The sequence below is a fragment of the Polaromonas sp. YR568 genome (assembly GCF_900116715.1).
GTDB lineage: Bacteria > Pseudomonadota > Gammaproteobacteria > Burkholderiales > Burkholderiaceae_C > Polaromonas.
The window spans coordinates 86,253-98,888 of record NZ_FPBM01000005.1 but is presented as its reverse complement, the minus strand read 5'-3'; the positions used below and the strand labels follow the sequence as shown (position 1 = coordinate 98,888).

The 12,636-nt window shown below is 63.8% G+C and carries 12 protein-coding genes; 8 read left to right on the top strand and 4 right to left on the bottom strand.

Annotation, left to right across the window (positions count from 1 at the left end):
• The first annotated feature begins 221 nt into the window (after positions 1-221).
• The 8 genes from BM408_RS12390 (at position 222) to BM408_RS12355 (ending at position 8,394) form a co-directional block, all read left to right on the top strand.
• Entirely contained in the window at positions 222-1,007 is a 786-nt protein-coding gene (locus tag BM408_RS12390; RefSeq protein ID WP_139237338.1) for a VOC family protein, read from the top strand.
• Positions 1,008-1,172: 165 nt separating this feature from the next.
• The gene (locus BM408_RS12385; protein WP_092130177.1) at positions 1,173-1,634 is read left to right on the top strand and encodes a tripartite tricarboxylate transporter TctB family protein; all 462 of its coding nucleotides are present in this window, start codon (positions 1,173-1,175) and stop codon (positions 1,632-1,634) included.
• Positions 1,635-1,655: 21 nt separating this feature from the next.
• Positions 1,656-3,164 carry a tripartite tricarboxylate transporter permease gene (locus BM408_RS12380; protein WP_092130176.1) on the top strand — a complete coding sequence of 503 codons (1,509 nt, stop codon included), beginning with the start codon at positions 1,656-1,658 and terminating at the stop codon, positions 3,162-3,164.
• Between the two features lie 54 nt (positions 3,165-3,218).
• A complete protein-coding gene (locus BM408_RS12375; protein WP_092130175.1) occupies positions 3,219-4,196 on the top strand; it encodes a Bug family tripartite tricarboxylate transporter substrate binding protein in 978 nt (325 codons plus the stop codon).
• 156 nt (positions 4,197-4,352) lie between these two features.
• On the top strand, positions 4,353-5,078 hold the full coding sequence (locus BM408_RS12370; RefSeq protein ID WP_175541770.1) for a molybdate ABC transporter substrate-binding protein: 726 nt from the start codon (positions 4,353-4,355) through the stop codon (positions 5,076-5,078).
• A 21-nt stretch (positions 5,079-5,099) separates the two neighbouring features.
• Positions 5,100-6,485: an MmgE/PrpD family protein gene (locus tag BM408_RS12365; protein WP_092130173.1), complete on the top strand. Its 1,386-nt coding sequence runs from the start codon at positions 5,100-5,102 to the stop codon at positions 6,483-6,485.
• A gap of 27 nt (positions 6,486-6,512) precedes the next feature.
• Complete coding sequence (locus BM408_RS12360; protein ID WP_092130172.1) at positions 6,513-7,274, top strand: SDR family NAD(P)-dependent oxidoreductase; 762 nt, start codon at positions 6,513-6,515, stop codon at positions 7,272-7,274.
• The gene (locus BM408_RS12355; protein ID WP_092130171.1) at positions 7,267-8,394 is read left to right on the top strand and encodes an AbrB family transcriptional regulator; all 1,128 of its coding nucleotides are present in this window, start codon (positions 7,267-7,269) and stop codon (positions 8,392-8,394) included. The genes BM408_RS12360 and BM408_RS12355 overlap by 8 nt, the downstream gene beginning before the upstream one ends.
• Positions 8,395-8,399: 5 nt before the next feature.
• On the opposite strand, the gene BM408_RS12350 is transcribed toward BM408_RS12355, so the two are convergent.
• The 4 genes from BM408_RS12350 to BM408_RS12335 all read right to left on the bottom strand — a co-directional run bounded on the left by BM408_RS12350 (position 8,400) and on the right by BM408_RS12335 (position 12,619).
• Positions 8,400-9,653, bottom strand: coding sequence for an Hsp70 family protein (locus BM408_RS12350; protein ID WP_092130170.1), 1,254 nt, complete (start codon positions 9,651-9,653; stop codon positions 8,400-8,402).
• Between the two features lie 6 nt (positions 9,654-9,659).
• Entirely contained in the window at positions 9,660-10,736 is a 1,077-nt protein-coding gene (locus tag BM408_RS12345; RefSeq protein WP_092130169.1) for an isocitrate/isopropylmalate dehydrogenase family protein, read from the bottom strand.
• 167 nt (positions 10,737-10,903) lie between these two features.
• Positions 10,904-11,620, bottom strand: a complete 717-nt coding sequence (locus BM408_RS12340) for a molybdate ABC transporter substrate-binding protein (RefSeq protein WP_092130168.1) — start codon at positions 11,618-11,620, stop codon at positions 10,904-10,906.
• Positions 11,621-11,641: 21 nt separating this feature from the next.
• Positions 11,642-12,619 carry a Bug family tripartite tricarboxylate transporter substrate binding protein gene (locus tag BM408_RS12335; RefSeq protein ID WP_092130167.1) on the bottom strand — a complete coding sequence of 326 codons (978 nt, stop codon included), beginning with the start codon at positions 12,617-12,619 and terminating at the stop codon, positions 11,642-11,644.
• Positions 12,620-12,636: the final 17 nt, after the last annotated feature.

Below are 12,636 nucleotides of genomic sequence, written 5' to 3'. Positions count from 1 at the left end.
TCCCATGTTGTTTTCGATGTTGCTGCCCGCATGCGCATGCGCCGCGGCACCGTTGAAACGGCGAGGTGCCGGAATCTCCTGCAGTAAGAACCCTCCGGTGAGGCATGAACCCATTTTCGGAAGCTGTCTGGCGGCTTTGCGCTGAAGCTGCTGGCTGGCTACCGCCCAAAAAATCATCTTGGGGGACTCCCCGGAGTCCCTCAAACGTAAAGGAGATACCCATGAGCCGAATAGTCCATCTGTCGCTGAAAGTCGACGATATCCAGAAAACCGGTGACTTCTACCAGAAGATGTTCAACTTCCAGGACGCCGAAACCAAGAAGACGCGCGACCACACCTCGCGCCACATGACGGACGGTGAAATCGATTTCACGCTGCTCACCTATGACGACGACGCCACCTCGGCCGAGTCCACCGCGGCCGGCGACGGCCCCTGCATCCACCACTTCGGCATCGAGGTGGAAGACCTGGCCAAATCCACGGAAGAGATCAAGGCCAACGGCTGCGTGGTGGTGAGCGACCCGGGCGTGATTCCGGTCAAGTTCCGCGCGCCGGGCGGCACCATCGCCGAGCTGGTGGAAATCGGCCGCTACAAGACCGACAACCGGGGCCAGAAGATCAGCCGCATCACGCACATCTCGCTGAAGGTTGAAGACATCAAGGCCGTTGGCGACTTCTATATCAAGCTGTTCGACTTCCGCGACACCGAGACCAAGAAGACGCGTGACCACACCTCGCGCCACATGACGGACGGTGAAATCGACTTCACCCTGATCAAGTACGACGCGGGCACGACCTCTGCGGAATCCACCGCTTCCGGCGAAGGCCCCTGCATCCATCATTTCGCCGTCGAGGTGGAAGACCTGGAGAAGTCCACCCGTGACATCCAGGCCATGGGCTGCAAGGTCATCAGCGACCCGGGCGTGATTCCGGTCAAGTTCCGTGACCCGGGCGGCACCATTGCCGAGCTGGTGGAGATCGGCCGCTACACGCAGCTGGGCCGCTAAAGGGCCCGGTAGCAGACCAAGAGAAAAGGCAAGCCCGCAGGCCGTAGAGGGCCGGCGTGCATGCCGACAGGGACCATCCGCCGCCCGCGAAGAGGCGGTGAGAAAAACAAAAGACGCATAAGCCGGCGTGAGCCGGCATAAGTCGGAAGAAGACGGAGACAAGCAATGAACGCATTCACCCGAAAGGGCGATTTCTGGGCCGGCCTGGCATTGGCCGCGCTAGGCATCTACATCGTTACCCAGGCCTGGGGCTGGAACTACATGACCGAGGAAGGCCCGGGGCCGGGATTTTTCCCGCTCTGGTACGGCTCGGTGATGGTGCTGCTGTCGCTGGCGCTGGTCGCCGGCACGGTTCTGAAGAATGACCCCAAGAGCCAGAAAGTCCTGCGCTGGTCGGAGCTGCGCCGCGCCATGACCTGCTGGGCAGCGCTGGCGGTGTGCGTGGCCATCATCAAATACGTGGGCTTCATGATCGCGTTCGGCCTGCTCACCTGGTTCATCATCGCCATCATGTTCAAGCGCCCGCAAAAAGCGGCGCTGGCCTATGCCGTCGGTGGGGCTGTCGGCTTTTATGCATTGTTCTCGTGGGGGCTGGAGCTTCAGCTTCCCGTCGGCACGCTGTTTTAAGAATACAAAGAGACACCCACCATGGATATTTTTAATGGATTGATGCAGGGGTTTTCGGTCGCGTTGACGCCGATGAACCTGGGCATGTGCTTTCTGGGCTGCTTTCTGGGCACTGTCGTCGGCGTGCTGCCCGGCCTCGGCCCTCCGGCAACGATTGCAATGCTGTTGCCGCTCACCTTCAAGATGGACCCGACCGGCGCGATGATCATGCTTGCCGGCATCTATTACGGCGCCAAATACGGCGGCTCCACCACCTCCATCCTGCTGAACGTGCCGGGGGAGACCTCTTCCGTGGTGACCTGCCTGGACGGCTATCAGATGGCGCGCAATGGGCGCGCAGGCGCGGCGCTGGGCATCAGTGCCATTGCCTCGTTTGTCGCCGGCACCATAGGCACCGTGCTGCTGATGCTGGTGGCGCCGCCGCTGGCCAAGCTCACGCTGGCCTTCAGTGCGCCTGAGTACTTTGCCCTCATGGTGCTGGGCCTCACGATGGTGGTGCTGCTGGCTGGTGACTCATTGACCAAGGCCTTGCTGTCCATGATGGTGGGCCTGTGGATTGCCAGCATGGGCACCGACCTGTTCACGGCGACGTCGCGCTTTACCTTCGGCCAGACCGAGCTGCTGGGCGGGATTGAGTTCGTCATCGTCGCCATTGGTATCTTTGCCGTCGGTGAAGTGATGTCCAACATGGAGCCCGAAAAACCACTGGACATGCTGCCGGTGCCCAAGGGCCTGAAAAACCTGTTGCCGAGCTGGCAGGATCTGAAGGATTGCAAATACGCTTTCCTGAACGGTTCGCTGATCGGCTTTTTCATCGGCATCCTGCCCGGTGCGGGCGCCACGATCTCGTCCTTCCTGAGCTACGGCATCGAGAAGTCGTATTCCAAACACCCTGAAAAATTCGGCACCGGTGTGATCGAAGGCGTGGCCGCACCTGAAGGCGCCAACAACGCCGACACCGCCGGCGCGATGGTGCCCCTGCTGACGCTGGGCATCCCAGGAAGCGGCACAACGGCCATCCTGCTCGCGGCGCTGGTGCTCTGGGGCTTCAAGCCCGGCCCGCTGTTCATCGAAGAAAGCCCGGCGCTGTTCTGGGGCCTGGTGGCCAGCATGTACATCGGCAACGTGGTGCTGCTGATCCTGAACCTGCCACTGGTCGCGCTGTTTGCCCAGCTGCTCAAGATGCCGGGTTATGTGATGTATCCGCTGATCCTGGGCGTGTCCATCATCGGCATTTACACCTCCGACTCCAGCATCTTCCAGCTTTGCCTGCTGGTGCTGTTTGGCCTGGTGGGTTATGTGATGCGCAAGCTGGACTTCCCGACGGCGCCCCTGGTGCTGGGCCTGGTGCTCGGTGATTCGATGGAAAAAGCCTTGAGGCAGGCGCTCATGATGTCGCAGGGCCACCTGTCCATCCTGTTCCGCCCGATTCCCGCTGTGCTGCTGTGCATTGCCGCCTTCCTGCTGATCGTTCCGCTGATCAAGAAATTCAATTCGGCGCGGGTGCAGATGATCGACGCCGAAGCCTGATCCACGTATGAGTTCCCTTTGCATTCTTTCCATACCCAAAACAGGAGACAAACCATGAAATTTTCCAAAACACTTTGTGCCGTCGGCATGATGGCGCTGGCCGGCTTTAGCGGCCTGGCCCAGGCCCAGTGGAAGCCGACCAAGACGGTCGACGTCATCGTCCACACCGGCCCCGGCGGCGGCAATGACCTGCTGGCCCGCGCGGTCGCGCAAATGCTGGAGAAGGAAAAACTGCTGCCGGTGCGCATGCAGGTGGTCAACAAACCCGGTGGCAACGGCGCTGTGGCGGCCGCAGCGATCGCCGAGCGCAAAGGCGACTCGCACACCATCGGTTTTATCACCAGCGTGTGGATTGCCAACCCGCTGACGACCAGCGAAGCCAAGGTAACGCTGCACGACCTGACACCGGTGGCGCGCCTGCTGCTGGAGCCCGCGGTGTTCGCCGTGCGTGCCGACTCGCCCTACAAGACGCTGAAAGACTTCATCGACGCCGCCAAGGCCAAACCGGGTGAACTCAAGCAGTCCGGTGGTTCGGTCACTTCGCGCGACAACATCGTGCGCCAGCAGCTGCAACAGCACACCGGCGCCAAGTGGGCGTTTGTTTCCTTCCAGGGCGGTGGTGAGCGCCTGGCTGCCCTGCTGGGCGGGCACGTCGACATGATGGTGATCGAACCCCAGGAAGCCGGTGAGCAGATTCGCGCCGGCAAGCTGCGCGTGCTGGCGCAGATCGCAGACACCCCGCTGCCCGGTTACCCCAACACGCCTACGCTGAAGCAGGCCGGTTTTGACATCGTGGCCACGCCGCAGATCCGCGCTGTCGTTGCGCCCCCGGCGATTCCGAAAGAGGCGCTGGCCTATTACGAAGACCTGTTCTCCAAGCTGCGCCAGACCGCTTCGTGGAAGAAGTACGTGGCCGACAACCAGCTGGAAGACAGCTATGCCGGCGGCGCTGAACTGGGCAAAGCCATCGAGGCGATCGAAAAAGACATGCGCACCCAGTTCCAGCTTGCCGGCATGAAGCTGGTGCGCTGAGCGGCAATTATTTAAACGGTCGATTTTTTAAAACAGCGGCAGGGCCGCGGCGAGAAGCCGCACCCTGCCCGTGGGTGGACTTGCGCCTTTCAAGGTACGCGTCAACGTGTTGCCGGCTGCAAAAAGACGGCGAAGAAGCCCATTTTGGAGAGATGTTTGGAAGCTCTTAATATTCTCAGTGCCGGTGCCGCGCAGGCCGTGGTGGCACGGCTGGTGGAGGCCCTCCAGCTGGAAAACCCCGGCACCGTCAATGCCTGTTATGGAGCTGTCCAGTCCATGAAGTCGCGCGTGCTGGTGGGTGAACCTGTCGATGTCATCGTGCTGACCGACGGCCTGCTCGATGAGCTGGTACAGAAAAAACTCGTGGTGCCGGGTACACGCGCAGCACTCGGCACTGTGGGCACAGGCCTGGCCGTGCGCGCCGGCACCCCCGTGCCCGAGGTCGCCAACATGCAGGCCTTGCGCGCAAACCTGCTGGCTGCGGAAAAAATTGTCTGCCCCGACCCCGCCGTGGCCACCGCCGGCATGGTGCTGATCAAAGTGCTGGAGCGGCTGGAGATTCTGGAGCAGCTGCGCCCGCGCCTGGTTTATTGCAGCAGCGGCCACGCGGCCATGGCCGAGCTGGCGCGCGGCACCGGCCCGCGTGAGCTTGGCGTCATGCAGATGACGGAAATCATCGCCGGCGCCGGCATGGTGCTGGCCGGCCCGTTGCCGGCCGAGCTGCAAAGCAAAGTCATTTATTCCGCGGCCCTGGCCGCGCATGCCAAAAGCCCTGAGCGCGCCCGCGACTTCATGCGCCGCCTGACGGGCGACCGCCAGGCGCTTCGCGTCGCCGGTTTCGGTGAAGCCCAGAACGCCGGCGCCGCGCCCGCAACCCTTTAAAAGAAACGAGGAAACACGCACATGTCCAGCAGCCCTAAATCAACCGTCACCTCTCCCACTATTTCCGAACGCCTGGCCAAAGGCATCCTGGCTTGCAAGCCCGCGGACTACGCCGGCACGCGCGCTGTCGCCAACCGCCTGCTGCTTGACATCGCCGGCCTGTGCCTGGCCGCGCGCAGCCAGACCTATGTGACCGCGGCGCTGGCTTCGCTGGACGGCGACGGCCAATGCACCGCCATCGGATTTCCACGCAAGCTGACGGCCGAAGGCGCTGCCTTTGTCAACGGCATCGCCGGCCACGGCGAAGATTTCGACGACACCTATGAAGGCGGGCCCGTGCATGCCGGCGTGGTCATCATCCCGGCGCTGCTGGCCGCGGCCGAACGCCACCAGCTCTCGGGCGCCGACCTGCTGCGCGGCATCGCGGTGGGACTGGAAGTGACCTGCCGCCTGTGCAAGGTCGCGCCCATGCGTGTGCACAAAGCCGGCTTTCATCCCACCGCCATCTTCGGCGTGATGGGCGCTGTCGCCGGCATTGGCGCCGCGCTGCGCCTGTCGGAAGAAGAATTTGTCAACGCCTTCGGCATCGCCGGCAGCATGGCCGGCGGCTTGATCGAATACCTGGCTGACGGCTCCTGGACCAAACGCATGCACCCCGGCTGGGCGGCCCAGTCGGGCTACCGCGCCGTGCGGCTTGCCCAGGGCGGCTTCGTCGGGCCGCGCACCGTATTTGAAGGCCACCACGGTCTTTTCCATGGTTTTGCCAACACGCTGGACGGCAAGTTTGAAGAGATGATGGACGGCTTCGGCAAGCAGTGGCTGTGCACCACCATTGCCTTCAAGCCCTATGCCTGCGGCACCATGTCGCACCCCTACATCGACTGCGGCCGTGAATTCCGCGCCCGCAACATCGACCCCGAGCAGATCGCCACCATAGAAGCCGAAACCGCCGAAGGCATTGTTCACCGGCTCTGGGAGCCGCTTGCCATGAAGCAGTCGCCGCCCAATGGCTATGCCGCCAAGTTCAGCACGCCCTATGCGATTGCCGCCGGCATCCTCAAGGGCGACGCGGGCCTGGGCGAGTACGACGAAGACGTGGTGAAGGACCCGGCCATGACGCGCCTGGCGGGCAAGGTCTCTTACATCATCGACCCGGCCAACCCTTACCCCAACCAGTTCACCGGCCACCTGCGCATCACGCTGAAAAACGGCGAGGTGTATGAGCACCGCCAGGGCTACTTCAAGGGCGGCGCCGAGCATCCGCTCAGCGATGACGACATCAAACGCAAGTTTGTGGCCAACTGCCTCTACGGCGGGCTGACGGCCGCGCAGGCGCAGCAGATGGCCGACGTGATGGCCGGCCTGCTTGAGCAGTCCAAGGTTGACTTGTCCCGCCTGCCGGCTTGAAGGTTTTTGAAGACTGAAGGACGTTTCATGAGCAACCCAACAAAACCCCAGGCCGTCGCACTGGTCACCGGCTCGGGCCGCAACATCGGGCGCGAAATCGCGCTGGGCCTGGCCGCCACGGGCGTGGCAATTGCCGTCAATGTGCGCTCCTCCGCAGCCGAGGGCCAAGCCGTGGTCGATGAAATCATTGCTGCCGGCGGGCAGGCCTTGCTGTGTGTGGCCGACGTGACCGACCAGGCCGCTGTGGCGGCCATGGTTGTCAGCATCAAGGCCAGGTGGGGCCGCCTCGACATCCTGGTGAACAACGCAGCGATACGGCGCGAGGCCCCGCTGGACGCCATCTCCGCCCGCGACTGGCGCGACACGCTGTCTGTCATCCTCGATGGCGCTTTCTTTTGCACGCAGGCGGCGCTGCCGCTGCTGCGGGCTTCTGACCGCGCAGCCGTCATCAACATAGGCGGGATGACATCGCACACCGGCGCGCCTGAGCGTGTGCATGTGGTCACCGCCAAAGCTGGCCTGGGTGGGTTGACGCGCGCGCTCGCGCACGACCTGTCGCCCGAAGGCATCACGGTGAACTGCGTCTCGCCCGGCATGGTCGACACGCAGCGCGCCACCAGCAGTTCCACCGCCGCGCCCAAGCACCACGCCAAACACCATCCGCTGCTGGGCCGGCGCGGCACGGCTGCCGAGATTGCCGCGTCGGTGGTCTGGCTGGCCGGGCCATCGGCGCGGTTTATCACCGGGCAGACCCTGCACGTCAATGGCGGGACTTACTTGAGTGTCTGACAAGGCTCCACCACCAGTCACACCGCCAGCCACGCCACCGGCCACGCCACCAGTTCCACCGCAGTCGGCCTTCCAGCTGTGGGGACGCAGGCTGCTGACACTGGCCGCTGCGGCTGCCGGCGGCTATGCGGCGTTCTCGCTGAAGATCCCGCTGCCCTGGGTGCTGGGCGCGATGATGGGCACCGCGCTGGTAATGCTGCTGGGTGTGGGCGGGCGGCAACCGCTGCAGGGCCGGCGTGCCGCGCAGATCACCATCGGCACAGCGCTGGGGCTGACCTTCACCCAGGAGGTAATTCGCGAGGTCGCATCGCTGGGGCACTGGATGCTTGCGGGCGCCGCGTTTTCCATCATGCTCACCATGCTGTTTTCGCGCGTCATCCAGCGCCTGGCCGGCATCGACGGGCCGACGGCGATTTACTCCGTGGCGGTCGGCGCATCGGCCGAGATGGCCTTGCAGGCGCAAAAAGCCGGTGCCGACGGCGCGCAGGTGGCTTCTGCCCATGCCATTCGCATCATCCTGGTGGTCACGCTGGCCTCGGTCGTTGCGCACTACAGCGGCGAAAAAGCCGGCCCCTATATTTCAGCCGCCACGCCGGCCATCGGCTGGCAGCTCGCGTTGTTATTTGTTTTCCTGGCGCCGGCCTGCGGCTGGCTGGCCGACCGCATGCGTGTGCCCAATGCCTGGTTGCTGGGGCCGGTGATCATGGCCGGCTCGTTTGCCGCCTCGGGTGTGAATGGGCGGATGTTTCCTGAAGCGCTGGTGGTGGCACAGGTGCTGATCGGCTGGAGCCTTGGCCAGCACATGACGCGCCAGTTCTTCATCAAGTCGCCGCGCATGCTGGCCTCCGCTGCGGCGGTCACGCTCAGCATGCTGGCCATCTGTGTGCTGCTGGCCTGGGGCCTCAGCAAAACCGGTGTCATTACATTGCTGACGGCGTTCCTCGCCGTCGCGCCGGGCGGTACGGCCGAGATGGCCATCATTGCCAAGACCTTTGGCATAGGCGCGCCCATCGTGACGGCCTTTCATTTCTTCCGCGTGATCTCGACGGTGCTGTCGATACGCTGGGTGTTCAAGTTCCTGGTGCGCACGGGCTGGGTGCACGACAAGCCCGCCACCTGATCTTTCTAGCCGAACTTGCGCTTCGCATCCAGCGCCAGACCGGCGCCGATGCTGCCGAACAAATCACCCTCTACATGCCGCGCGTCCGGCAGCAAGGCGGCGACTCTTTGGCGCAGCAGGGGAACGCTGCTGGAGCCACCGGTAAAGAACACGGTATCTACGCCGTCCGCCGCCACGCCGGCCGTGCGCATCAGCTGCCACACGGTGTGCTCAATGTCCGACACCAGGTGGCCGATGGCGGCATCAAAGGTGTCACGGCTCAAGGTAAAGCTGTGGCCGGGCTGGATGCGGCCTAGATCGATTTGTGTGGTGTCACTTTCCGACAGTGCAATCTTCGCGGCTTCGACCTGCAGCGCAAGCCAGTGGCCGGATCGCTGGCGAACCAGGTTCATCAGCCGCTCCAGCTTGTCTTTTTCCATCGCCTGCCGGTGCATGTCCTGGATCTCGGGCCAGGCCTTGCGCGTGTAGGCGAAGTTGATGGTGTGCCAGGTGGCCAGGTTGAAGTACTGGGCTGAGGGCATCTGGCGGCCGCTGACCAGCAGGCTGCCCATGCCCAGCAACGGCATGACGCTGGACAGGCTCAGGTACTTGTCGAAGTCCGTGCCGCCTATGTGCACGCCGCCACTGGCCAGGATGTCTTCGCGCCGGTCGGCCTTCCGGGCGCGCTCCGGCGACAGCCGCACCAGCGAAAAGTCCGAGGTGCCGCCGCCTATGTCGACCACCAGCACCAGCTCTTCGCTGTCAATCTGCGATTCAGAGTCAAAGGCCGCGGCGATCGGCTCGAACTGGAAGGCCACGTCCTTGAAGCCCACCGCTTTTGCGATCTCGCGCAGCGTGTCTTCGGCGCGCTGGTCCGCAGTCGGGTTGTCGTCGACAAAAAACACCGGCCGCCCCATCACCGCCTGGGTGAATGTGCGGCCTGCGGCCTGCTCGGCGCGCAGCTTGAGCTGGCCGATAAATTGCTCCAGCAGGCGGCGAAAGGGGATGGCCTGGCCCATCAGCTCGGTGTACTCGTCCATCATGGATGTGCCGAGCAGGCTCTTGAGCGAGCGCATCAGCCGGCCTTCATGACCGCCCAGGTAGTCGGCCAGCGCGGCCCGCCCGTAGGTGGCCTCCAGGTCCTCCGCGTGAAAGAACACGACGGAGGGCAAGGTCACCTTGCCGTCTTCAAGAGGCAGCAGCGCAGGCTGCCCGGGCCGGCTCCAGCCGACGGTGGAATTGGACGTCCCGAAGTCGACGCCGCACGATGCAAAAGCCATGGTGAATTATTTGAGCGCCTTGATGATGGCGGCGGTGAAACTTGCGGTGTTGCCGCTGCCGCGTATGTCGCCGGTGCGCGCCGCGGCATTGCCCAGCGCTTCGCCCGTGGCCAGGTACATGGACTTCGCGGCGGCCACCGCCTGCGGAATGTTTTTGCGGCGGCCCAGCCAGTCGAGCAGCATGCGCGTCGACTCGATCATGGCGTAGGGGTTGGCGCGGCCGCTGCCCGCGATGTCGGGCGCCGAGCCGTGCGTGGCCTGCGCCATCGCGAAGTCGCCTTCGCCTATGCACAGGCCAGGCGCCATGCCCAGGCCGCCCACCAGGCCGGCCGCCTCGTCCGACAAAATATCGCCGAACATGTTGGTGGTGACCACGACGTCGAAGTTGTGCGGGTCGCGCACCAGGCGCATGGCCATGGTGTCGACGATGACTTCATTGACGGTGACGTCGGGGTAGTCTTTCGCGGCCTTGTGGCACTCTTCCACAAACATGCCGCAGCCCAGCTTGAACACCGTGTTCTTGTGCACCAGCGTCAGCAGCTTGCGGCGCGAGCGGGCCAGCTCCAACGCGACGCGCGCTACCTTTTCACTGGCCGCGCGGGTGATGACGCGCACCGACAGCGTGATCTCGTCGGTGGGCCGGAACTCGCCGATGCCCAGCAGCATGTTGCGGTCAGGCTGAAAGCCTTCGTTGTTCTCACGCACGATGATCAGGTCTACGTTGTCATAAAGGCAGCCGATGTCGGGGTAGGAGCGCGTGGGCCGCACATTGGCAAACAGGTTGAAGTGCTTGCGCATGATGGGGTGCGGGTTGATGGCGCCCGGGCCCTTGGGGTAGTCGCGGTGGCCTATGGGGCCCAGCACAAAGCCGTCCATCTTCTGCAAGGTTTCCAGCGTGCCCTCGGGCAGGGTGGAGCCGTGCGTGTCCAGCGCCCTGCGGCCGACCGGCATGGGGCGCCAGTCGATGTTGAGCCCATGCAGCTTGGCGGCGGCGCTGGCCACTTCAACCGAAGCGGGAACGATTTCATGGCCGATGTCGTCGCCGTTCAAGGCGCCGAGGACGAGGTGGGTCTTGTTTGTCATGCAGGCTTTGTCTCTGGATGGCCCGGCTGAGCGTGAGCTTGCAGGGCTGTTTTGAAATGGCCGTGGCTAGGCCGGAGTGCCCGATGATGCTTGAGCGCTCTATCTATGTAAATTGCAAAGATGCTGAAGTTTGATGCAGTGCGCGCATCAAACTCTGTAAGATGGTGTCAGGGCTCGAATCCGCAGGCCAGCCGTGTCGCGGTGTTGGCAGGGCTGCCCAGCATGGCGATCAGTTCAGTTGCAGCCTTTGCGTTTTGCGAGGCGGTGCACACCGCTGCCGTGTAGACGGTCGCCAGTTCAAACGCCTTCGGCAAGGTGGCCACCAGTTCCACGCCGGGCGTGAACAGGATTTCCGTCACCTGAGTGCAACCGAGCAGGCCGGGCTCATCGCATTCGGCCATGGCTTTCATGGCGGTCGCGCCATTGGGGTAAGGCCGCAGCCGGCCGGCAAGTTCGCCTTCCAGCCCCAACTCCTTGACCACCCGCATGAAATGGATGCCCGCCGTGGCCTTCACAGGGTCGGGGAAATAGATGCCGCGCGCGGCCTGCAATGCGGCCTTGAGCGCGGCGGGGCTGGCCACATCCACAACCGGCTCGCCGGCCTTCACGGCCACGCCGGTTTTGACCGCGCCCAGGGCGCGCGCACTGCCGGCTTGCACATGCCCGCTCTCAAGCAGTTGCGAGATTAGCGCCTGGCTGAGGATGATGACGTCGCATGGCGCGCCGGCCAGCAAACCGTCTTTCATCAAGCCAACGGCCCCGAAAGTGCCGGCGATGCGGAAGTGGTGTTGCGCCAGGAAGCGGTCTTGCAACTGCGTCACCAGTCCTTGCGCCGCGCCGCCGCTGAGGATGTGCAGCAAACTGAAAGATGAAGACGCTGTCATGAGCTTGAAGTTGACGCTGCCTCAATCCACCGTGATGTGCGCGGTCTTGATCACACCCGCCCATTTGGCGATGTCTTCACGCATGTACTTGTCAAAGGCTTCCGGGCTCATCACCATGGGCGTGGCGCCCTGTTTGCCCCAGAGCTGTTTGATCTCCGGCTGGCCCACGATTTTTGACATGGCCTCATTGAGTTTGTCGACAACGGCTTTGGGTGTGCCGCGCGGCGCCATCAAGCCCAGCCAGATGGTGGCCTCGTAGCCGGGCACGCCGGCTTCGTGCAGCGTCGGCACATCGGGCAGCACCTCGGAGCGCTGCTTGCCGGTGGTGGCCAGCGCCTTTACCTTGCCGGCCTTGACCTGCTCGGCCATGGTGGTCACGGCGTCGAACATCACGTCGACCTGGCCGCCGATGACGTCTGTGCGCGCGCCGCTGCTGCCGCGGTAGGGGATGTGCACCAGGTAGACGCCCGCCATGCTTTTAAAGAGCTCGCCGGCCATGTGGTACGGCGTGCCGGGGCCGGACGATGCGTAGTTGAGCTTGCCCGGCCGCGCCTTCGCATCGGCAATCAGCGCTTTCAGGGTCGAGTCCGGCAGCGAAGGCGTGGCTACCAGCACCAGGTCTGAGTAGTTGATGGGCGCCACCGCCACAAAGTCACGCATCAGCTGGAAGGGCTTGTTGGCGATCAGCGATTCATCCACCGTGTGCGCATTCGACATCAGCAGCAGCGTGTAGCCGTCTGGTGTGGATTTCGCCACGGCGTCGGTGCCGATCACGGAGCCTGCGCCGGGCCGGTTGTCCACCACAAACGATTGCCCCAGCGCATCCTGCAGGCGTTGCGCCATGAAGCGCGCATACACGTCGGCGGGCCCACCCGCCGCAAAGGGCACGATGATGCGGACCGGTTTGGCGGGGTAGCTTTGCGCCATGGCCGGTGTGATTGCGGCCATGGAGACCAGCCCCAGCGCCAGCAGTGTGCGGCGAATGAAAAGGATAGGCATAAATTCCTCCGAATGAA